General features: G+C 53.9%; 18 protein-coding genes and 1 riboswitch. Of the genes, 8 read left to right on the top strand and 10 right to left on the bottom strand.

All coding sequences use genetic code 11. The features are described 5' to 3' along the window. Positions 1 to 25: 25 nt before the first annotated feature. The 5 genes from HFN16_RS09740 to HFN16_RS09720 form a co-directional block, all read right to left on the bottom strand. Positions 26 to 1027 carry an ABC transporter ATP-binding protein gene (locus tag HFN16_RS09740; protein ID WP_168890567.1) on the bottom strand — a complete coding sequence of 334 codons (1002 nt, stop codon included), beginning with the start codon at positions 1025 to 1027 and terminating at the stop codon, positions 26 to 28. A gap of 15 nt (positions 1028 to 1042) precedes the next feature. Continuing rightward, positions 1043 to 2014 carry an ABC transporter ATP-binding protein gene (locus tag HFN16_RS09735; protein ID WP_168890566.1) on the bottom strand — a complete coding sequence of 324 codons (972 nt, stop codon included), beginning with the start codon at positions 2012 to 2014 and terminating at the stop codon, positions 1043 to 1045. Beyond that, positions 2011 to 2898, bottom strand: coding sequence for an ABC transporter permease (locus HFN16_RS09730; RefSeq protein ID WP_168890565.1), 888 nt, complete (start codon positions 2896 to 2898; stop codon positions 2011 to 2013). The genes HFN16_RS09735 and HFN16_RS09730 overlap by 4 nt, the downstream gene beginning before the upstream one ends. A gap of 8 nt (positions 2899 to 2906) precedes the next feature. Further along, a complete protein-coding gene (locus HFN16_RS09725; protein WP_168890564.1) occupies positions 2907 to 3881 on the bottom strand; it encodes an ABC transporter permease in 975 nt (324 codons plus the stop codon). Positions 3882 to 3958: 77 nt separating this feature from the next. Continuing rightward, on the bottom strand, positions 3959 to 5527 hold the full coding sequence (locus tag HFN16_RS09720; protein ID WP_168890563.1) for an ABC transporter substrate-binding protein: 1569 nt from the start codon (positions 5525 to 5527) through the stop codon (positions 3959 to 3961). A gap of 174 nt (positions 5528 to 5701) precedes the next feature. On the opposite strand from HFN16_RS09720, the gene HFN16_RS09715 reads away from it, so the two are divergent. The 4 genes from HFN16_RS09715 to HFN16_RS09700 all read left to right on the top strand — a co-directional run bounded on the left by HFN16_RS09715 (position 5702) and on the right by HFN16_RS09700 (position 9540). Continuing rightward, complete coding sequence (locus HFN16_RS09715; RefSeq protein ID WP_168890562.1) at positions 5702 to 6859, top strand: M20 family metallopeptidase; 1158 nt, start codon at positions 5702 to 5704, stop codon at positions 6857 to 6859. Positions 6860 to 7151: 292 nt separating this feature from the next. Beyond that, positions 7152 to 7898 carry a glutamine ABC transporter substrate-binding protein GlnH gene (gene glnH, locus HFN16_RS09710; RefSeq protein ID WP_168890561.1) on the top strand — a complete coding sequence of 249 codons (747 nt, stop codon included), beginning with the start codon at positions 7152 to 7154 and terminating at the stop codon, positions 7896 to 7898. A 232-nt stretch (positions 7899 to 8130) separates the two neighbouring features. Continuing rightward, positions 8131 to 8799 (top strand): amino acid ABC transporter permease, encoded by a 669-nt coding sequence (locus HFN16_RS09705; RefSeq protein ID WP_168890560.1) that lies wholly within the window; start codon positions 8131 to 8133, stop codon positions 8797 to 8799. A 9-nt stretch (positions 8800 to 8808) separates the two neighbouring features. Beyond that, positions 8809 to 9540, top strand: coding sequence for an amino acid ABC transporter ATP-binding protein (locus tag HFN16_RS09700; protein WP_168890559.1), 732 nt, complete (start codon positions 8809 to 8811; stop codon positions 9538 to 9540). 80 nt (positions 9541 to 9620) lie between these two features. Here the strand turns inward: HFN16_RS09700 and HFN16_RS09695 are convergent, their stop codons facing one another. Next, entirely contained in the window at positions 9621 to 12359 is a 2739-nt protein-coding gene (locus HFN16_RS09695) for an ABC transporter substrate binding protein (RefSeq protein ID WP_168890558.1), read from the bottom strand. Next, positions 12316 to 12549 carry a hypothetical protein gene (locus HFN16_RS09690; protein ID WP_168890557.1) on the bottom strand — a complete coding sequence of 78 codons (234 nt, stop codon included), beginning with the start codon at positions 12547 to 12549 and terminating at the stop codon, positions 12316 to 12318. Before HFN16_RS09690 ends, HFN16_RS09695 begins: the two co-directional genes overlap by 44 nt. On the opposite strand from HFN16_RS09690, the gene HFN16_RS09685 reads away from it, so the two are divergent. Further along, positions 12550 to 12972, top strand: a complete 423-nt coding sequence (locus HFN16_RS09685) for a hypothetical protein (RefSeq protein ID WP_168890556.1) — start codon at positions 12550 to 12552, stop codon at positions 12970 to 12972. Positions 12973 to 13241: 269 nt separating this feature from the next. Here the strand turns inward: HFN16_RS09685 and HFN16_RS09680 are convergent, their stop codons facing one another. Beyond that, on the bottom strand, positions 13242 to 14420 hold the full coding sequence (locus tag HFN16_RS09680; RefSeq protein ID WP_168890555.1) for a MalY/PatB family protein: 1179 nt from the start codon (positions 14418 to 14420) through the stop codon (positions 13242 to 13244). Between the two features lie 346 nt (positions 14421 to 14766). On the opposite strand from HFN16_RS09680, the gene HFN16_RS09675 reads away from it, so the two are divergent. After that, positions 14767 to 16824, top strand: a complete 2058-nt coding sequence (locus tag HFN16_RS09675) for a methyl-accepting chemotaxis protein (protein ID WP_168890554.1) — start codon at positions 14767 to 14769, stop codon at positions 16822 to 16824. A 99-nt stretch (positions 16825 to 16923) separates the two neighbouring features. On the opposite strand, the gene HFN16_RS09670 is transcribed toward HFN16_RS09675, so the two are convergent. Further along, a complete protein-coding gene (locus HFN16_RS09670) occupies positions 16924 to 17163 on the bottom strand; it encodes a hypothetical protein (protein WP_168890553.1) in 240 nt (79 codons plus the stop codon). A 153-nt stretch (positions 17164 to 17316) separates the two neighbouring features. After that, positions 17317 to 17394: riboswitch (cyclic di-GMP riboswitch) on the bottom strand. Between the two features lie 97 nt (positions 17395 to 17491). On the opposite strand from HFN16_RS09670, the gene HFN16_RS09665 reads away from it, so the two are divergent. After that, positions 17492 to 18112 carry a methyltransferase domain-containing protein gene (locus HFN16_RS09665; protein ID WP_210772185.1) on the top strand — a complete coding sequence of 207 codons (621 nt, stop codon included), beginning with the start codon at positions 17492 to 17494 and terminating at the stop codon, positions 18110 to 18112. 65 nt (positions 18113 to 18177) lie between these two features. On the opposite strand, the gene HFN16_RS09660 is transcribed toward HFN16_RS09665, so the two are convergent. Further along, entirely contained in the window at positions 18178 to 19467 is a 1290-nt protein-coding gene (locus HFN16_RS09660; protein WP_168890552.1) for a CBS domain-containing protein, read from the bottom strand. Positions 19468 to 19709: 242 nt separating this feature from the next. On the opposite strand from HFN16_RS09660, the gene HFN16_RS09655 reads away from it, so the two are divergent. Next, positions 19710 to 20522 (top strand): VPLPA-CTERM sorting domain-containing protein, encoded by an 813-nt coding sequence (locus tag HFN16_RS09655; protein WP_168890551.1) that lies wholly within the window; start codon positions 19710 to 19712, stop codon positions 20520 to 20522. Positions 20523 to 20579 lie beyond the last annotated feature (57 nt).

Below are 20579 nucleotides of genomic sequence, written 5' to 3'. Positions count from 1 at the left end.
CTTTTTTATTGCCTTTGGAACTCGTCTACTTGTCGAGATGACAGCAGGCGAATCGGCCGGGTGCTATCTCACGGCGTTCCGGTGCTTCCTTCTTACAGATATCCATGGCGTGTGGACAACGCGGATGGAAATGACAGCCGGAAGGCGGATCAAGGGGAGACGGGATTTCACCCTTCAATGCATTGAAAGACACATCCCGCTTGTCGAGCCTCGGCACCTCGTTGAGCAGCGCCTGAGTGTAAGGATGGAACGGCGCGTCGAACAATTCGTCGACAGGCGCGGATTCCACGATACGCCCCAGATACATGACAGCGATGCGGTCGGAGATATGCTCCACCACGCCGAGGTCATGGGAGATGAAGAGACAGGTCAGATTGTGCTTCTCACGCAGTTCCATGAACAGGTTCAGAATCTGAGCCTGAATGGATACGTCGAGGGCAGCGACAGACTCGTCACAGACCAGACATTCCGGCTTCACAGCCATGGCGCGGGCAATGCCGATGCGCTGGCGCTGACCACCGGAAAATTGGTGAGGGTAACGGTTCTTGTAGGTCACATCCAGACCACACATCTCCATGACTTCATCGAGGTAGGAGTCAAACTCCGCCTTCGTGGTCAGGCCATGGTAGAGCGGCGCTTCGCCAATGATCTGCTTCACGCGCTTACGCGGATTCAGCGAGGCAAAGGGGTCCTGGAAGATCATCTGAACGTTGATGGCGTAATCGAGCTTCTCGGCGTCGGTCATGGTAGCCACGTCCTTGCCCTTGTAGAAGACCTTGCCTTCTGACTGGGGCAGGATGCCGCAAATCATGCGGCCAAGGGTGGACTTGCCACAACCGGACTCGCCGACCAGACCGACAACTTCGCCGGGCATGACGTGCAGGTTGACGTCGTCAACGGCCTGAACGCGCTCTTCGGAGATTTTGGCACCGAGGGCGCGGGCAGCCTTGGACGCGAAGTCCAGCTTCTTTTCAAATATCCGGCTGATGTTTTCGCAGCGGATGAACGGTGTTTTGTTATCACTCATATTTATATCCGTCCGTTAGCTGGTTTTGCCGGGGTGGAAACAACGGTACTGACGACCGTCATCACTCACGGACACGGGCGGTTCCTGCAGACACTGGTCCGAAGAACGGGGGCAGCGCATGCGGAAGGGACAGCCCTCGGGCAGGTTGATCAGGGACGGTGTGGTTCCGGGGATCTGATACAGCGGTTCGCCCCGCTTATTGCGGCTGGGCACGGAACCGATCAGGCCTTCGGTGTACGGATGCAGCGGGCGGTCGAGCACTTGCTGAACCGGGCCTTCCTCGATGATGGTACCGGCGTACATGACGGCCACACGCTGGGCCAGCCCAGCGATGACGGTCAGGTCGTGGGTGATCCACATCATGGCCATGTCCGTCTTCTTGGAGAGCTTCTGCATCTCGGACAGGATCTGAGCCTGAATGGTCACGTCGAGCGCCGTGGTGGGCTCGTCCGCAATGATCAGGTCCGGGTTGTTCAGCAAGCCAGTGGCGATGGCCACGCGCTGACGCATACCGCCCGAGAACTGATGCGGGTAGGCCTTGATGCGCTCTTCCGGGGACGGGATACCGACCATGGCCAGCGCGTCGATGGAGCGCTGCAACGCTTCGGCCTTGGAGACCTTTTCATGGGCGCGGATAGCTTCCATCATCTGGGTATCGATGCGCAGGACCGGGTTGAGGGTCATCATGGGGTCCTGAAAGATCATGGCGACTTCATTGCCACGGAAGGCGCGCCACTCTTTCTCGGACTGGCCGACCAGTTCGCGGCCCTTGAACTTGATGGAGCCGCCTGCGATCTTGCCGGGGTGGTCCACCAGCCCCATGATGGAGAAGCCGGTCACGGATTTACCGGAGCCGGATTCACCGACAACGCCGATGACCTCACCCTTGTTGATGGTGAGGGATATGCCGTTGACCGCCTTGACCACACCCGCGCGGGTGTAAAAGTTGGTCTGGAGGTCTTTGATTTCAAGAAGGGGTGTACTCATCGCTTCAACCTCGGATTCAGTACGTCGCGCAACCTGTCACCGACGAGGTTGATGCAGACGATCAGGATTAACAGGGCCACACCGGGGTACACGCTGATCCAGTAGTAACCGGACTGCAGGTACTTGAAGCCGTTGGCGATGAGCAGGCCGAGGGATGGCTTGGTAATGGGCATACCGAGGCCGAGGAAGGACAGGGTCGCTTCCAGAGCGATGGCGCCGGCCACTTTCACCGTGGAGATAACGATGAGTTCCGGCGTACAGTTGGGCAGAACATGGCCGAACATGACGCGCCGCTGGGGCAGCGCCAGACATTTGGCCGCTTCCACATATTCTTTTTTTCGTTCCACCAGCACATTGCCGCGAATGGCGCGGGCGTAATAGGCCCACTGGACAATGACCAGCGCGAGGATGATCTTGTCGATACCCTTGCCGAGGATCGCCAGCAGGATGAGCGCCACCAGAATGGCCGGAAAGCTCAGCTGCAGGTCGACCGTTCGCATGATAAAGGCGTCTGTCTTGCCGCCCTTATACGCTGCCCACAGGCCGATGACGGCACCGATAACCAGTGCGATGAGGGTGGAGACAACACCAACGCCAAGGGAAATGCGCAGACCATACAGGATGGAGCTGAGCATGTCGCGGCCCTGACTGTCGGTACCGAGGTAATAGGTAATGGATTCATCAAAGGACTTGGCGCCGGGGTCCAGCTTGCCGTCCATGATGTCGATACTCATCAGGTCATAGGGATTCTGCGGCGCGATGACCGGTGCCAACAGGGCGACACCGACGATGAGGGCCAGCGAGATAAGACCGATGGTCGCAACCTTGGATTCGAAGTATTCCTTGAGCGCCTGCACGAGCAGGGATTCGTTTTGAACTGCCATAATCCCTCCTAGCGTTCGTCGCCCAGGCGAACCCGGGGATCGAGGACCGAGTACATGAGGTCCACGAGCAAGTTGATGAAGATGAACATGGTCACGGTGATCAGCAGGTAGGCCACGATGATGGGACGGTCGAGGACGCCGATGGAGTCGATGACCAGCTTGCCCATGCCGGGCCATGCAAAGATGGTTTCCGTGACAACCGCAAACGCGATCAGGTTACCGAGTTCCATACCAAGCACGGTGATGACCGGGATCATGATATTTTTCATGACATGCAGGCCGATGATGCGGGTGTTGGACAACCCTTTGGCGCGGGCAAACTTCACGTAGTCCATCTGGAGGTTTTCCTGCACGCCCGCACGGCTGAGGCGAATGGCCAGCGAGGTCTTGAAGAGCGCGAGGTTGGTGGCAGGCAGAATCAGGTAGGATATGCCCTCCCATGAGAGGAAGCTGACCTGCATGCCGAGAAACTCCGTGGTCGGTCCGCGCCCGCCCGATGGCAACCAGTCGAGATAGACCGAGAAAATGATGATCAGCATGAGTCCCACCCAGAAGGTCGGCAGCGAGAAGCCGAGGATGGAGAAGCGCATGATGTTGCGACCGATCAGGTTGTCATGCTGGATACCGGCGACCATGCCCAGCGGAATGCCGAGGAACACGGCCATGAACATGGCGGTAAAGGCGAGCTCAAGGGTGGCGGGGAGGCGGTCGAGAATGATTTTGAGAGCGGGCTCGTTGTAGACGAAGGAATTGCCGAAGTTGCCCTGTAGGGCGCCCTTGAGAAAAATGAAATATTGTTCCCACAGAGGCTTGTCCAGACCGAGCCTTTTGATGGCGGCGAGGTATTCCGCCTCGCTGGCATCCGGCGCGATGAGGATGTCGATGGGGTTGCCGATGTAGAACACACCGACGAACACCAGTACCGACATAACCAGCAGCACGACTGCGCTCTGTGATACTCTGCGGATGAGAAATGCGAGCATTTGTATCCCTGTTTTAAAGTGGAAATGAGGGGACGCGCAGTGCGCGGCCCCTCATTGTTACATGTACTGAAACGACCCTACTTGGACTTGATTTCGTGAGGCAGGGTGTAACCGTCGGTGCGGCCGTTGTAGGTCAGGCCCTTCTTGGTACCCCAAACGGAGACCTGGAAGTGGATGGGGATGATACCCAGATCGTTCATGCCGATTTCAACGGACTCAACCAGCAGCTCATTGTGCTTGGCAGGATCAACGGTGACCAGAGCTTCTTCAAGCAGGCTGTCGACCTTGGGGTTGGAGTAACGACCACGGTTGGACTTACCAAAGCCGCCTTCCTTATCGAAGGTGTGCAGCAGGGAACCAACGCAGTTGGAGTGCTCACCGGTGTCAGTGGCCCAGCCAACGAGCATCAGGGAGAATTCCAGAGCGGAAGCCTTACCGAAGTAGACTGCCTTGGGCATGGTGTTGACTTCGGTCTTGATGCCGACCTTGGTCAGCATCTGAGCGATGGCCTGAGCGATGTCAGCATCGTTGACGTAACGGTCGTTGGGACCGTGGATGGTGATCTTGAAACCATCGGGGTAGCCGGCTTCCTTGAGGAGAGCCTTGGCGCCCTTGGGATCGTATGCTTCGGGCTTCAGGTTCTTGGAGGTACCTTCGTAACCGTCGGGTAGCATCTGGGATGCGGGGATGGCCAGGCCTTCCATGATACGGGCAGCGATGGCGGGACGGTTGATGGCCTTGGAGATGGCCTTACGGACGCGCAGATCGAGGTAAGGGTTCTTGATCTGTTCGCCGTTGTTGCCGGTGACCATGGGAGTGAACTCACGGTCGGTATCGATGTGCAGGTAGATCAGGCGGGTGGAGGAAGACTTGTGAAGAGCGAGCTTCTTGTCTTCACCCATGTGCTTGACGTCTGCCGGGGGAACAAAGTTGATCAGGTCAACGTCGCCGGACTTGAGGGCGGCAACGCGGGTACCGTCGTTGGAGATGGGACGGACAACGATCCTGGTCCACTCGGGCTTTTCACCCCAGTAGTCTTCGTTGCGCTCGTAGACGATCTTATCGCCACGGGCCCATTCAACCAGCTTGTAGGGACCGGTACCAATGGCAGCAACACCGGAGTTGAAGTCTTCGGTGGCCTTGCCTTCGGCAGCCTTCTTGGAGACGATGACGAAAGAAGCGAAGTTGCGCGGGGTCAGCGGAGCAGGCTTCTCGGTGTGGATGCGAATGGTGTAGTCATCAACGATCTCAACTTCCTTGACTGCGCCGACAGCACCAGCCATGGAGGAGGGAGAGTTCGGTACGTTGGGGATGCGTTCAATGGTGAACTTCACATCTTCAGCGGTGAAATCGGAACCATCGTGGAACTTGACGCCCTTGCGGAGTTTGAATTCCCAGGTGGTGTCGTTGATGGGTTTCCAGGATTCGGCCAGGCCGGGGTACATCTTCTGCTTGCTATCCTGCAGGATGAGCTTATCAAAGATGTAGAGGGCCATCTGGTTGTTCTGTGTGACGTTGTGGAAATGCGGGTCCAGAGAGGTGGGCTCGCCCTTCAGGCCGATGGTCAAATCCTTGGCGTTCGCAAAGGAAGCGCCGAGCACCAGACTCGCCAGAATGACGAAGCTGAGCAGCAGTTTCTTTCTCATCAAATAACTCCTTGTTGTTTTCCCAAAAAAAGCGCACAAAAATGTCACAAAATCGTCGTAAAGGCAATCTTTACGTATTTTTCAAGCTTGGTTTTCTTATTTTCTGAAGAAAATTATGCCAAAACGCAATTTTTTGACCAACAAACGCCCAAACCGCCCAGTGGAGGGATGGAAATGATCAATACCATAAAAGACTATTTAGTTGAACATGAAAACGAGATGTTCGACCTGCTTGAGCGCCTGGTCAACATCAATAGCTATTCCGCGAATGTGGACGGCGTGAACCGCGTCGTGGACGTGCTTCAGGAAGTCGTCGAAGAGATGGGCTTCACCACCCGCCGCCTGTCCAATGACGTCACCGGCGACAATCTGGTGGCTGAAAACGCAGCCCGAGCAGCCAACGGCGGCGGCCCCCTGCTGGTGGGCCACATGGATACCGTATTCCCACCCGAGATGGGCTTCGACACCTTCCGCCGCGAAGGAGACATGACCTACGGCCCGGGTGTGACCGACATGAAGGGCGGCATTGTCATCGGCATCTTCGTCGCCAAGGCTTTGCAGGCAGCCGGACTGGGCGACCTGCCCTTCGGCTTCTTCTTCAATGCCGACGAGGAGATCGGCTCACCTCACTCCCGCAACCTGATCGTGGACGAGGCCAAGAAGAGCGACTTCTGTTTCGTCATGGAAGGTTCCGGCATGGGTGGTGAAGTGGTCACCGGCCGCAAGGGACGCATCGTCTTTGATCTGGAAGTACAGGGCGAGCCCTACCACGCCGGCCACTGCCAGTTCCCCAAACCGAGCGCCATCGTGGAGATCGCCCACAAGATCGTTGCGCTGGAAGCTCTCAACGATCCCGAGGTGCAGACCTCGTTCAACGCCGGACTCATCGAGGGCGGCGTGGGACCGAACACTGTCGCAGCCAAGGCATCTGCACGTTGCGAGACCCGTTTCGTGAATCAGGAGATCGGCGACAAGGTGTGGGCGGCCATCGAAAAGATCGCCACCGAATGCACATTGGAAGGCACTTCCGGTTCGGTTTCCATCCGTACCCATCGCCCGCCCATGGTGACAAATGACACTATTATGGAACTGTACGGCGTGGTCGAAGAGGCAGCCAAAGAGATCGGCATGGATGTTCAGTCCGTGTTCCGCGGTGGCGGCTCTGATGCCAACACCGTCTCTCAAGCTGGCGTTCCGGTGCTCGACGGCATGGGGCCTTCCGGCAAGCTCTTCCACACTCCAGACGAATACATGCTGTCCGAATGCATGGTGAAGCAGGGGCTGCTGACCGCCATCAGCGTCATCAAGGGCTGCGACAGGTACCAAAAATAACTTTTTTTGAAACGAAAAAATCCAAAAACGGGCTCCATCTGGAGCCCGTTTTTTTGTTTTTCGCAACTGATTAATCGCAACCTGTAACCAATTTACACCGAAATTCATTCGGTAAACCCCGAATTTTCATTCTGTTTACTCGCTGCATAGCACAAATAACCGGACATTAACTTGCCATTCTTTGACAATTATGACATAAGCATTCGGTTATTTCGACACGTGGTCTCCACGAATATTCGCACATTATCGACCGTGCCTCGTCGCGGACGATTCACCTAACCAGGAGGATATTATGAAACGCATCATGACTCTCTGTATCGCTCTGGCGATCGCTCTTTCCATGGTCGGCACCGCCTTCGCAGGCAAGCTCACCGTTGCCACCGACACCAACTTCCCCCCGTTCGAATTTAAAGATCCCAAGACCGGCGAACACACTGGCTTCGACGTGGAACTCTGGGATGCCATCGCCAAGCAAATCGGCGTGGAATACGACCTCCAGCCCATGGCTTTCAAAGGTATCGTCCCCGGCCTGCAGTCTGGTCAGCTGGATGCCGGTATCGCCGGTATGTCCATCACCGAGAAGCGTCGTGAAGTTATCGATTTCGCCGACGGTTACTACGATTCCGGCCTGCTCCTCCTCGTCCGCGCTGATGAGAACGACATCAAGGACGTAAAGACCCTCGACGGCAAGATCATCGCCACCAAGCAGGGCACCACCTCCGTTGAATTTCTCAAGAAGAACGCTACTCCCGCCGAGACCAAGCTCTTCCCCAATGACAACGCCATGTTCATGGAACTGCTGACCGGTGGTGTTGATGCAGTCATGTTCGACAAGCCTGTTGTCGAGTCCTTCGTATCCAAGCGCGGCAAGGGCAAGGTCAAGGTTGTTGGTCCCCTGTACGCAGGTCAGCCTTACGGCATCGGTTTCCCCAAGGGTTCCGCACTGGTCGCCAAGGTCAACGCTGCGCTGAAGACCCTCAAGGAAAACGGCACCTACGCTGAGCTCTACAAGAAGTGGTTCGGCGTCGAGCCCCGTTAATTCCGACAGTTAGAAACGTATTCCCGAGGGGCGGCTTTTGCCGCCCCTTCGGCGTTTGTTTAGGGACATACATCCCCGTAATCCGAGTGTAAAAAGGGGACGCAAAAGACTCTTCTCTTGCCCGCTGACAGCAAAATCGACTAACATCCGCGCCCAAGGCGGCGTCTACATTTGGGCGCAGGTCGTCAGTCGGCAGGGAATCCCCTCTATTCTATATATTTAGGAAGTGCATATGGCTTTTGAATTTGAACCTTCCGTGATGATCGAATCGCTCCCCCTGCTCATGGGTGGCGCCAAAATGACGATCATCCTGACCGTGGGCGGCCTCTTTTTCGGTTTCATCCTCGGTGCCGTTGCAGGCATGATGAAACTCTCCCGCAATATTTTCGTGCGCAAAATCGCCGGAATCTACGTTGAATCCATCCGCGGCACCCCCATGCTTGTTCAGGCGATGTTCCTCTATTTCGGTCTGCCCATGGCCATGGGTATACGCATCCCCGCCATGGTCGCAGGTATTATCATCATCGCGGTCAACTCCGGCGCATACATCGCCGAGATCGTGCGCGGCGCGGTCCAGTCCATCAACGTCGGTCAGGGCGAAGCAGGCCGCTCCATCGGTCTCACCCGCTTCCAGACCATGCGCTACGTCGTCTGGCCTCAGGCTTTCCGCCGCATGATTCCGCCCCTTGGCAACCAGTTCATTATCAGTCTCAAGGACACCTCCCTGCTCATGATCATCGGTGTGGGCGAGCTGCTCCGTACCGGTGACGAGATCGTTGCCGTCAACTTCCGCTCCTTCGAGGTCTACCTGACCTGCGGCCTGGTCTACCTCGCCATGACCATGACCATCGCCAAGGCTCTTCGGACGCTGGAAAAACGCATGCACATCCAGGGCAAGTAAGGAGGCCGCATGATTCAAATCAAAAATCTTCACAAAAGTTTCGGCGACCTCAAGGTCATCAAGGGCGTGGATCTGGACGTCAAACAGGGTCAGGTGGTCGTCATCATCGGCCCCTCAGGCTCCGGTAAATCCACTGTGCTGCGCTGTATCAACCGTCTTGAGACTCCCACCTCCGGCACCATCATCGTGGACGGCTACGACATCATGAACCCGGAAACGGACATCAACATGGTCCGCACCGAGGCCACCATGGTCTTCCAGCAGTTCAACCTGTTCCCGCACATGTCGGTCCTCGACAACGTCACGCTCGGCCCCATCAAGGTCCGCGGCATGGCACGCTCCGAGGCCAATGCGCTGGGCATGGACCTACTCAAGAAGGTGGGACTGAAAGACAAGGCCGGCAACTTCCCGGAGCAGCTCTCCGGCGGCCAGAAGCAGCGTGTGGCCATTGCCCGCTCTTTGGCGCTCAAGCCCAAGGCGATCCTCTTCGACGAACCCACCTCGGCCCTCGACCCAGAGCTGGTCGGCGAGGTGCTGGAAGTCATGAAGCAACTGGCCAAGGAAGGTATGACCATGATCGTGGTCACTCACGAAATGGGCTTTGCCAAGGAAGTGGCCGACCGTGTCATCTTCATCGACGAAGGCAAAGTTCAGGTGGACGCTGACCCGGAAACCTTCTTCTCCAATCCGGAGAATCCTCGTCTTAAAGACTTCCTCGGGAAGGTTGTCTCGCATATTTAAGGACGAAAAACTCCAAAAAATGAAAAGGCCCGGAACACATTCCGGGCCTTTTTTGTTTCTTTTTTTGTAAAACAAACCATCTATTCCGCATCCTTTTCACATTCATAAAGAGGCAGGCTCACCCGGAATCGAGTCCATTCTCCTGGCTCTGAAAACACTTCCATGGAGCCGTCATGCAAATCGGCTACAATGAAATACGACACGGAAAGCCCCAGTCCAGTACCGCTGCCAACGGGTTTGGTCGTGAAGAATGGTTCCAGAATACGGCGACGGACAGACTCATCCATGCCGGGACCGTTGTCTTCCACCTCAACCGCGACATTGTCACCGGACTTGTATGCACGAAGGATGATACGAGGAGATTCATCCTCATATTTTTTTTCGGCCATGGCTTCGGAACCATTTTTGAGCAAATTGAGGAACACCTGCTGTATTTCATTACCGTCACAACGCACCCCAGGCAGGTTGTCCTCGTATTCACGTACAATCTCAATGCGATTGAAATCATACTGCTTCTTCATGTCATAAACATTGGCGGCAAGCTCAACAGCCTTGTCCAAAATCTCAGTGAGATTACATCCTCCGGTATCCAACTCGCTCTTACGGCTGAAGTTGAGCATATTGCTGACAATCTTTGCAGCCCGCGCACCGGAATCGTCAATGCCATCCAACATGGATATCACTTCACGGCGAGTAAGGTATTCACGAACTCTTTCGAGGGGAACGTCGCACTCCTCGGCCACACGGAAGTTCTTTTTGAGATCACCGAACACCCGCTTACGGATGTTATGCGCGTAACCGATAACAGCCGCCAACGGATTATTGATTTCATGCGCCATACCTGCTGCCAGGCCGCCCAGCGACATCATCTTCTCGGACTGAATCATCATCCGCTCAAGATTGATGCGATCGGTCACGTCATCCAACCGAACAACCGCTCCCTCCGACGCACCTGTCACAAGCGGATAGACGGTGACGTCTTCATAGTGCATTCCTGTTTGCCCTTGATGAGATAGCTTTTGAATGTGCTTGAACTTGCGAAGGCGAATACTTTCTTCCACTTCATTCATAACGGATTTCATGCGCGGCAGCACTTCGGTCAAAGTTCGGCCGTCAGCTTCGCTCACCGGAATCCCCGTGGTTTCCTCGGCGGTTCTATTCCAGAGCGTGACCCGACATTCCTTGTCGATGCCCACCAGAATGGAAGGCATGGAATCGATGATGTTGAATAGATAGTTGCGCAACTTGGCGAGTTCATCCGCCACACGCTTTCGCTCGGTAATATTGACCAGCGAGCCTTCAAGGATAGGCTCTCCGTCAGGAGTTTCCGTTATCCTTATATTCAGATTAATCAGAAGCTTGCTGCCATCTTTTCGTTTCATCCACAGTTCAAGGCCTGAGATCTTGCCCTTTTCGCGAACCGCTTTGAGGACCTTGTCCCGATCTTCTGAATTAACATACAGATTCTCCCGGACATCGTTAACCTTATCAATCATCTCCTCAGGTGAGTCATATCCGAATATAGCCGCGTGTGCCTGGTTGGCAGAGAGCGTCCGACCATCAAACGATGTCTGGAAGACGCCTTCATGCGCATTGTTAAAGATGGAGCGGAATTTTCGCTCCGAATAACTGAGTTCCTTACGAACGACACGGAGAGCTGCGATATTTCGAGAGAGAAAAACGACGAGTGCCACCATAGTGGCAAACACTGCGACAGTTGCCCAAACCAGATGATAGTATTCATCATAAAAGGAAAACGGCTCATTGAGCACCACGCTTTCCTTGGGGAGCATTTCAACGGTAATCCCGTGTTTTGCCATACCCTGCCAATCGAATATGAATGCATTGGCTCCAATCTGAACAACCGGGATATCATCTGCCTTTTCGCCCATCAGCACGCGACGGGCCACTTCGCTCATCATGGCACCCTGGTGATAGCCGCTGATAACCTTACCACCAATCACGCCGTCACGAAGATTGAATCGCAACAGACAATACACTGGAACCGGACTGTCCACTGTCAGCATTGTTCCGAGCTTTTCATAGGTCAGGTAGCGGCCATTCCGATCAGAATAGTACACCCCGAGCAACACCACGGTGCCGGGCTTCATGGATTGGATTTTCTCGCGCAGTTCGGCGATGGAAAGATTCTCGTTGTATTCGATGCGAACCTTGTCTTCGAAGGCCTTGAGATTTCGCGCAATGGTTGCCTGCCACGCCCGACCGGTTTTGAGGTAGTCATTGATGACGTAGATTTCTTTGGTATCTGGCAACTGATGCAGAATGGCCTCAACTGTATCCCGCGACGACATGATCTCGGCCACACCCGTGAAATTGGATAATCCGTCCAGCCACTCATCTGTAAAATTGTTTACGCCGCAAAAGATGACCGGAGCATCATGGAAAATCTCATCTCGATATTTACGGAGAAAATCAAAGGCGTTGTTGTCTGAAGAAAGGACAGCGGCAAAGTGCAACTCTCCATACTTTTCCTTAAATATTTTTCGCAATTTCTCATAATACGCATCACTATGATACCGCTTGGTGTCCATGTATTCGTAATGCAGAATGAGATCATCAAGCGGAGGAACGAGCAATGTCTCACGAACAGCATTCTCGATGTTGTTCACCCATGACATGCCGGAGTGATAGGAGTGCAGGACAAGGACATGCCGGGTCTCGACGGCACTGGCATGGGACGCAAGCATCACACACAGCAACAGGGCCGACAACACGATATGTTGCACCCAACGCACTACACGCGATTTCCCGTGGTTACGCTGCCAACGGTGACCATTCACTTCCCTCTTCTTTTTCATTGCCCACTTCTTGAATTAAACATTTTGCCGTCACAATATCATACCCCAGATAACTGACAAGCAGGTTATAATTCTGGCGCACCAACTTACGGTGCCTCAAGGGAACAGCAAAGAAGTCGTGGCGAAGATCGACCGACCCTGATAGGAGATTGCCCAACACGCAAATATCACGCCCAAGGAGCCTACTCATATGAAAGCTGATTTCACCGAAGAACTGGTGTCTTTTATCGAAAACTGGACCGAAGATTCCAATCAGACCAAATCCTGCTTCCTCGCTCTCAAGGAGCACCTCGAAAACCTCGATGGCGTCAAACTGGACTTCGTAGCGCGTCCCGGCATCACTTACTCCCTGCGCGCCGCCCACGAGAACCAGACCAAGCGCAGCCTGTTCGCCATGGTCGATGTCATTGACGACGATCCCGCCGATCGCTGGCTGTCCGTCTGTTTCTACAAAGAATTGGTGGATGACCCGGATGAGTTGGCCGACGAGGTTCCCGGCGGTCTGCTTGGCGAAGACGCCCGCTGCTTCGATGTCGACGAAGCCGACGACACCGTCGTTGAGTACGTCAAGGCACGCCTGAGTGCAGCCTGCACCTCGGCTTCCAACGAATAGTAGAGAAAATCAGATGAGGAGGTCGACCTTCGGCCTCCTTTTATCGGGTGATTTCGCCTCTGACAGCCAAAGGGCTATACCCTTTGGAATCCCTCTCTGCGCCTGAGGGCGCAAGGGTACTCTTGTGCCATAAACCGACTCATCCGAGCTCATTCGACCTCGAGCGAAGCGAGCTATAAAAGGTTTAGGAGATTCTCAAGAACCCTTTTCCCAAAGGGTTCTTGAGCCGTCGGAGACGCCGCCCCGGCGAGGGGCCGCCGGAGGCATTCTTAGCCCAAAGCCTCGGCCATACGCTCCATGCAGTCTTCCAGTATGGACCGCGGACAGGCCACGTTGATCCGCTCGAATCCGCAGCCTTCCTCGCCGAAAATATACCCCTCATCAAGGGCTACACGCGCACGATTGAGCATCAAATCCTCAAGCTGCTCCGAAGAATATCCGTATTCACGGAAATCAATCCAGGCGAAATAGGTTCCTTCGGGATACCAGTAACGCGCCTTGGGGAGCCGATCGGCCACAAACTCTCCGATGTAACGAAGGTTATCGGCAATGTACCGATTGACCTGTTCAAGCCACACTTCGCCATGGGTATAAGCGGCCTGCGTGGCAACAATGCCAAAGGCATTCCCACCGAAAAGACCGCAACGGCCAAGGGCCTCAGCTTCCCATAGCTTGCGCATTCCCTCGTCCGGGATGACTATGTTGGAAAGATGCAATCCTGCAAGGTTGAAGGTCTTGCTGGCAGAGGTACATGTGATGATCCGCTCGGAGGGATTCAGAGAAGAGACTGGGGTGTAAACGGCATCCTCACGGATGAGATCGCAATGGATGTCATCGGAAATAAGCAGAACATTATTTCGCAGACAAATGTCGGCCACCGTGGAAAGTTCTTCGGGCGTCCAGACGCGCCCCACGGGATTGTGCGGATTGCACAGCAGCATCATGGTAACTTTGGGATCACGCGCCTTTGCTTCGAGGTCCTCAAAATCCATGGTGTAGACACCCTCATTGTTGATCAACGGATTGTTGACCAACCGACGGCCGTTGTTGGCGATCATCTTGGAGAAGGGATAGTAGACCGGATTCTGAATGATGATGCCATCCCCTTCGCTGGTCAGAGCGCGAATGAGCACCCCGAGAGCCGGAACAATGCCGGGAGCGACAACAATGGACTCACGCTCAATATTCCAGTTGGCCCGGCGGCGAAACCAACCAGTGACCGCCTCCAGATATTCATCAGTGAAAGGCATGCTGTATCCGAAGATTCTGCGGTCAACTCGCGCTCGCATGGCATCGATAATGGGTTGGGCGCAAACAAAGTCCATGTCTGCAATCCAAAGCGGCAGCAAATCATCTTTATCTGCGGGGATGAAATCCCATTTGACGGAGTGAGTGTTCTCTCTGGAGACAAGGGTATCGAAATCGTATTGTTCAGCGTGGCTCATCATGAATATCCGAATGGTTGAATTATGCAGCTCGTGCCCTTGCGAATGAAGAAGACAAAAGCGCACCACGGATAGCACCTAGCGTGACAGACGACAACCTTACCTCCTCTCAAACCATCCTCACAGCCAGCTAGATATGATTATCACTTAAAGGAGATTATAATATTATAGCAAAGTCTTTACTTTCGACTTTATTGCAGTAGAGTGCGTATTGCTTGGAGAAAATAAGGTTTGGCCCCCTCCTCTTCTTTTCGCGCATCCCGCGAAAGCCATACTGTTGCGACCGAGCGCGGCCAAACATATGAACATATAGTCAATTTTCTAAGCGTCTTTATGGAAGGAGTAGCTTATGAAGTGGAAGAACATCAAACTGTCCGGGAAATTCTCTATTGGTTTTGGTGTGGTCATCACCCTGCTTGTGATGCTCGTCGCCTGGGCATTTCTCGGGATCGGATCCATTGTAGGTAACGCGGAAGAGGTTATCTCCGGCAACAAACTCAGAGGTGATTTCGTCCAGAAGATCGTCGACCACCTCAATTGGGCGGGCCAGGTGAACAAACTTCTGAACGACAAGAATGTTCACACGCTGGACGTTCAGACCGATCCGCACAAATGCGGCTTTGGCAAATGGTATTATGGTGAAGGCAGGGCCCGCGCCGAGCAGTTGGTCCCGGCTCTCAAACCCATCCTGGATAAGATCGAAAAACCGCACAGTCTCCTCCACAACTCCGCAATTTCCATTAGCAAGGCATACTCTGACGTTGACCCCGATATGGGCTCCTTCCTGAGAGAGAAAAAAGTCGACCACCTGAATTGGATGGTCGCACTGGTCGGGGACATCACCAACCCCATGATGGATGAAACGGTGGTGCAGGCAGATGCCCACAAATGCGGTTTCGGCAAGTGGCTCTACTCCAATGAAGTAGCCCAAATGGCCAAAGACAACCCAGAATTCGGCAATGTCTTGAAACCCATATTCGAACCCCACGAACAACTCCATTCATCGGTCGTCAAAATCAATGAACTTTTGCGCAACAATGATAGACAGGGAGCGCAAAGATACTTCAATGAAGTAGTCGAAGAGAACGCCAAGAAGACACTGAAGGCCATCGACGGCGTCATTGACTGGCACAACTCCAAACTGGCCAATCTTGATGAAGCAAAAGCCATCTACGCCACCCAGACCATGCCCGCTCTTGAGGCGGTACAGGGTGCGCTCAACGAGGCCAAGACCACTATTGCCCAGAATATCATGACGGACGAAGTCATGGTGCATGAAGCCAGAAGCACCCAGACAATGGTCACGCTCGTCGGATTCATCGCCGTAGTCTTGGGTATTCTTGCAGCCTGGATCATCGCCAAGGGCATCATCAATCCCATCCTGCAGGGTGTCGACTTTGCCCAGATCATCGGCAACGGCGACCTCACGGGGCAGTTGAACGTGGATCAGGAAGACGAAATCGGCATGCTGGCCAAGGCCCTCAAGAACATGCAGACGCAGTTGACCCAGATCGTCTCGGACGTACAATCCGCCACAGAAAACGTCGCAGCAGGCAGCGAAGAACTATCCGCCTCTTCCGAATCCCTGTCTCAGGGAGCCACACAGCAGGCCGCGTCCATTGAAGAGGTCTCTTCTTCCATGGAGCAGATGGCCTCCAACATCAGCCAGAATGCCGAAAACGCCAAGGAAACCGACCTGCTCGCCAACAAGGCGTCTGAAGATGCTCAGGAGAGTGGCAAGGCTGTCACCCAGACAGTGGACGCCATGAAGAGCATCGCGGAAAAGATCTCCATCATCGAAGAGATCGCCCGTCAGACCAACCTGCTAGCACTGAACGCAGCTATTGAGGCCGCCCGTGCAGGCGAACACGGCAAGGGCTTCGCAGTTGTGGCAGCAGAGGTCCGCAAGCTCGCCGAGCGCTCCGGCACCGCTGCAGCAGAGATCAGTGAACTCTCGTCCAGCAGTGTGGAAGTTGCGGAAAAGGCCGGCAGCATGCTGCAGGCGCTTGTACCTGACATCGAAAAGACCGCAGCCCTGATTCAGGAAATATCCTCTGCCAGCAACGAGCAGAATGCAGGGGCAACGCAGATCAATCAGGCCATCAGCCAGTTGGACTCCGTTATCCAACAAAACGCTTCCGCTTCCGAGGAAATGGCGTCCACCAGTCAGGAGCTCTCGGCCCAAGGCCAGCAACTCCAGATTTCCATGGAGTTCTTCAACATCAATGGAAACGGCAATGGTAAGGGACGCAAGCTCGCCTCAAGACAAATCAAGGCAATCTCCAAGCCAGCGTCAGCGCTTCCCAGCGGCCCGCCCCCAACCAAGCAGAATCCAGAAGCGCCGAGTAACGGCGGGGTCGACCTCATGATGGACGATAACATGGATGATTCCTTCGAGCGCTTCTAGTAAAACAACGAAGGATAAAGAGGCCGTTCCCTCTCTAAAAACAAGAAAAGGGCATCAACACCGTTGATGCCCTTTCCCATTTCTTTCTTAAGAACGCTATCAGCCAATCCGCCTTGAGAACGGGGACTCGATTATCCCGGCCCCCATGGAGACACCAACACCTGCTGCGATCATGGCAAAATAGGCACCAATGGTGATTGCATTAAATGGAGGACTGCCAAAAAAGTTAAGCCCGATATAAAGAATCAGGCAAGGCATCAGACCAACCATGACTCCCATCATTGCAGCACACAACACACTACCAACAAGAACGCCAGAAGGGGTGCCGTTACGACTCATGTTCACTCCTAAACTATCTGAGGTTTGGCAGTTGTGAAAAAACAAACGTTTTTCCCAACCAAACCATTATCAAGGACATCGGGACGACCGTGCCCAATTCAATCGGCCTACCCCGGCCATGAGTAAACATGGAGAAACAGAAGCAAAGGGAGGGAGTGCAACCCGGCTATCTCCATAAAGAGACCCGTGGCTTTCCGTCTCCGTCTCACGACGGGTTTGGCTTGACCAACAAATACCCTACCGGGGTACCCTATGTTAAATGAGTTTTCTTGCTAATAGCGGAACCGATGAGGCCATTGCGTAGACCTCAGGCGCAGCTGGGACGAACTTGACTTGTACCGCTGCTTACGTATTAATCGACAGCATGGAAACCCATACCACCACCCTTCTCCCACCACGTACAGTACTCCATGTCGGATGCGGGATAAAGAAAGACGACAAGCTGCCTCAGGCCTATATGGTTTCACCGTGGCAGGAAGTTCGCCTGGATATTGACCCGGAGGTGACCCCCGACATCGTCGGCGACATCCGCGACATGCACATGATCGAGGACTGCAGCTTTGACGCTGTCTTTTCATCCCACAATCTGGAGCACCTCTATTTCCATGAAGTAGAGACGGCCCTGCGGGAATTTCACCGCGTGCTCAAGATTGGTGGAGAAGTGCTGATCGCATGTCCCGACTTGCAGCAGGTGGCGAAGCTCATCCTTGAGGACAAGCTGATGAAGCCGGTTGCCACGCCAAGCTCCGGGCCGATTGCTCCCATCGATATGCTTTACGGCTATCGCTCCAGCCTCGCCAACGGAAATCATTTCATGGCCCACAAGACCGGATTTACCACGACATCACTCACGCAGATGCTCGCGGCAGCGGGATTTGAGGATGTCCGCTCCACAAATCAGCCCCCGCCCCTCATGGACATTCTGGCCCTTGCCTTCAAACGGGCATAGTATCCCGCCAGAAGAAAAAATAAAGCTCCAAGAAGAGAGCCCCTTACACTTTCCAGGGCAGTAGATCAGAAGTCGTACACCTGTAAGAGAAGATCGGTTTGCGTCACCACGCCAACCAGCTCGTTGTTGTCAACCACAGCGAGAACGCCCTCGCGTGCGTTGGCCATGAGCATGGTCGCTTCACGGCAACACGTGCTTGGGGCGGCGATAGGGATATTGCGTCTGGCGTATCCTTTGACCGGAACATCAGCCCGGCCGCTTTTGACCGCCTTTGTGCAATCCAATTCTGACAATCCGCCAAGCGGGGTTGCCTCATTGCAGATAATGAGCCCGGAGATATTATTGGCTGACATTTTTTGTGCAGCCTGGGCCATTGTCACGTCTGGCGCTACGATAAATCGGCCCGGGTCGGACATAACCGCCCCGACCTCGGTTTTGTTGTTGCAGCCACTGGCCGTGAGAGAACGGACCTGATCTGCTGCCTCTTCCAGACTTGTATTTTTGATAATAGCGGAGCCTGCTCCAGGGTGCCCGCCCCCTCCAAGTGCCCGCATCAATTGTCCGATGTCGATAAACTGGGGCTTGCCCCGTCCAATGACCATGCACTTCCGGGAGTCTGCCTGAAATATTCCAAACGCGGCATCCACTCCCCTGAACTCTCGAAACTTCTCCACAAGAGTGGACAAGGAGGTCAAGCCGCTGTTTATTTGCAGAGCACATATACCAACGTTGATGGAGCCGACATTGACGATCTCTGCCTCTTCAAGAATCTTCCCGAAAAGCTCGGTGTGGGCATCGTCCATGGAGTCATCGAGATATGCTGAAACAACATTCAAATCAGCACCGTTTTCGATGAGAAAACTCACCATGGCAGCATCCCTGCTCGTTACAGAAGGATATCGAAGACACCCTGTATCCGAATAGATACCGAGAAGAAACAGCGTTGCATGCATGGGGGAGAGCGGAGTGTCCCGCCTTTGCATCTCTTCCAGAAGCAGGGTCACGGCCGCGCCGACTTCTTCACGATGGGTTTCGCAACTGTCAATAGTCACGCCCTCCATATGATGATCCCAGCAGATCACTTCAAGCCCCTCTTTTTCTGCAAGGGAGTCCATCTTGTCCAGACGCTTCCAGTTGTTGGCATCAACCACGACGATGGAGGTCACGGCATCGATATCAAAATCCTTCCTGGGCGTAATTCGCAAGATGTTGGCATGTATTGCCAAAAACTGTTTCACCTCGGGATTGACCATGCCGGGGAGCACCCCAACAGACCCTGGATAAAGAAAAGTACCGGCAACAACAGATGCCAGGGCATCAAAATCAGTCCCGGTATGTGTAGTGATAATCTGCATGGTGTCTCATCTCCGAAAGTGTCTCATGCACGTTGTTTCGTTACGCAAACCACATGTAGCACGTTTGGGAGACTCTGCAATCCCGCTATTTGATGCCCTACCCAGATTGCCAATGAGCAAGCTTCTGAACCAACCCCACTCAACTGTCTTCATTTTCCAGACTTTTCAGAGAGGATTTCATAACTGATTGATATACTACAACTGGCATACATGCTGCTTTGCTCCCGCCAGGAGGATCCATCATGCATAAGCTACTAAAAACCATCACTCTCGTAGGCCTTCTCATTTTCACCGCTTCTACTGCTCGAGCAGAACTCATTACGATGCAGCAGTCCTACTATGACCGTTACTCGGCAGGCATCGGACCATCGTCCTATCTTTTCGACCTTTCCGAGTATGCTGGATACAATATCAGCAGCGGCAGTTTCACAGCCACTTTTGAGGATGACATGGAAGGTGATGAATTTACGTTCAACACTGGGACCCCTGCTTATAAAGGAAGTTCGACCCAATTGTATCACCAAACTGGAATCTATAATGATGCACCCTATACCACCATCAAATACGAAAGATTTCGGATGAATATGTATGAGCGTACAGATACAACGACATTTGCCGGGGAAACCGCTCAAGTCACCAGTCTTGCAGGCACAAAACAGGCAAGTTCAACCACGCAAACTTCGACTACCCCCCGTATTGAGAGATCTATGGGCTTGACCAGTCTCGACAAGACAGAAACCCCCTCCCCATTCACGACTGTCGAGTACTACACTCACGACACAACCTTTACGACGGTCTCCGAGGTAACAAACGACAATACCGGCGAATTCTCCGCAGTGTTTTCCCTCGATTCGTTCGCCCTTGCATTCATGGAAACGAACTCCATATTCTTCTTCTCTGTCATGGGACTGGAAGGCGATTTCCTCCTCTCCTCCGCGAAACTGGAGTTTGATGCATCCCTCCCATCAGCCACTCCCATACCGGGTGCAGTATGGCTCCTCGGTTCCGGTTTAATCGGACTCGTTGGCTTACGCAGAAAGTACAGCGACGCATAAGAGAGTCTTCTTACTCACGCAACAAAGCCCACCTAAATATTTAGGTGGGCTTTGTTA

Origin of the sequence: Pseudodesulfovibrio sp. zrk46 (assembly GCF_012516435.1) — a bacterium.
GTDB lineage: Bacteria > Desulfobacterota > Desulfovibrionia > Desulfovibrionales > Desulfovibrionaceae > Pseudodesulfovibrio.
The sequence above is the reverse complement of the archived record's forward strand: the minus strand, read 5'-3'. Positions and strand labels throughout refer to the sequence as shown.

What these genes read in the sequence shown, in the direction of transcription:
- HFN16_RS09670 (WP_168890553.1), bottom strand. Translation starts at nt 17,163, where the DNA reads ATGAGTCGTAACGGCACCCCTTCTGGCGTTCTTGTTGGTAGTGTGTTG.
- HFN16_RS09690 (WP_168890557.1), bottom strand. Translation starts at nt 12,549, where the DNA reads ATGAGTAGGCTCCTTGGGCGTGATATTTGCGTGTTGGGCAATCTCCTA.
- HFN16_RS09730 (WP_168890565.1), bottom strand. Translation starts at nt 2,898, where the DNA reads ATGGCAGTTCAAAACGAATCCCTGCTCGTGCAGGCGCTCAAGGAATAC.
- HFN16_RS09655 (WP_168890551.1), top strand. Translation starts at nt 19,710, where the DNA reads ATGCATAAGCTACTAAAAACCATCACTCTCGTAGGCCTTCTCATTTTC.
- HFN16_RS09675 (WP_168890554.1), top strand. Translation starts at nt 14,767, where the DNA reads ATGAAGTGGAAGAACATCAAACTGTCCGGGAAATTCTCTATTGGTTTT.
- HFN16_RS09695 (WP_168890558.1), bottom strand. Translation starts at nt 12,359, where the DNA reads ATGAAAAAGAAGAGGGAAGTGAATGGTCACCGTTGGCAGCGTAACCAC.
- HFN16_RS09735 (WP_168890566.1), bottom strand. Translation starts at nt 2,014, where the DNA reads ATGAGTACACCCCTTCTTGAAATCAAAGACCTCCAGACCAACTTTTAC.
- HFN16_RS09725 (WP_168890564.1), bottom strand. Translation starts at nt 3,881, where the DNA reads ATGCTCGCATTTCTCATCCGCAGAGTATCACAGAGCGCAGTCGTGCTG.
- HFN16_RS09705 (WP_168890560.1), top strand. Translation starts at nt 8,131, where the DNA reads ATGGCTTTTGAATTTGAACCTTCCGTGATGATCGAATCGCTCCCCCTG.
- HFN16_RS09720 (WP_168890563.1), bottom strand. Translation starts at nt 5,527, where the DNA reads ATGAGAAAGAAACTGCTGCTCAGCTTCGTCATTCTGGCGAGTCTGGTG.
- HFN16_RS09740 (WP_168890567.1), bottom strand. Translation starts at nt 1,027, where the DNA reads ATGAGTGATAACAAAACACCGTTCATCCGCTGCGAAAACATCAGCCGG.
- HFN16_RS09685 (WP_168890556.1), top strand. Translation starts at nt 12,550, where the DNA reads ATGAAAGCTGATTTCACCGAAGAACTGGTGTCTTTTATCGAAAACTGG.
- HFN16_RS09660 (WP_168890552.1), bottom strand. Translation starts at nt 19,467, where the DNA reads ATGCAGATTATCACTACACATACCGGGACTGATTTTGATGCCCTGGCA.
- glnH (WP_168890561.1), top strand. Translation starts at nt 7,152, where the DNA reads ATGAAACGCATCATGACTCTCTGTATCGCTCTGGCGATCGCTCTTTCC.
- HFN16_RS09680 (WP_168890555.1), bottom strand. Translation starts at nt 14,420, where the DNA reads ATGATGAGCCACGCTGAACAATACGATTTCGATACCCTTGTCTCCAGA.
- HFN16_RS09715 (WP_168890562.1), top strand. Translation starts at nt 5,702, where the DNA reads ATGATCAATACCATAAAAGACTATTTAGTTGAACATGAAAACGAGATG.
- HFN16_RS09700 (WP_168890559.1), top strand. Translation starts at nt 8,809, where the DNA reads ATGATTCAAATCAAAAATCTTCACAAAAGTTTCGGCGACCTCAAGGTC.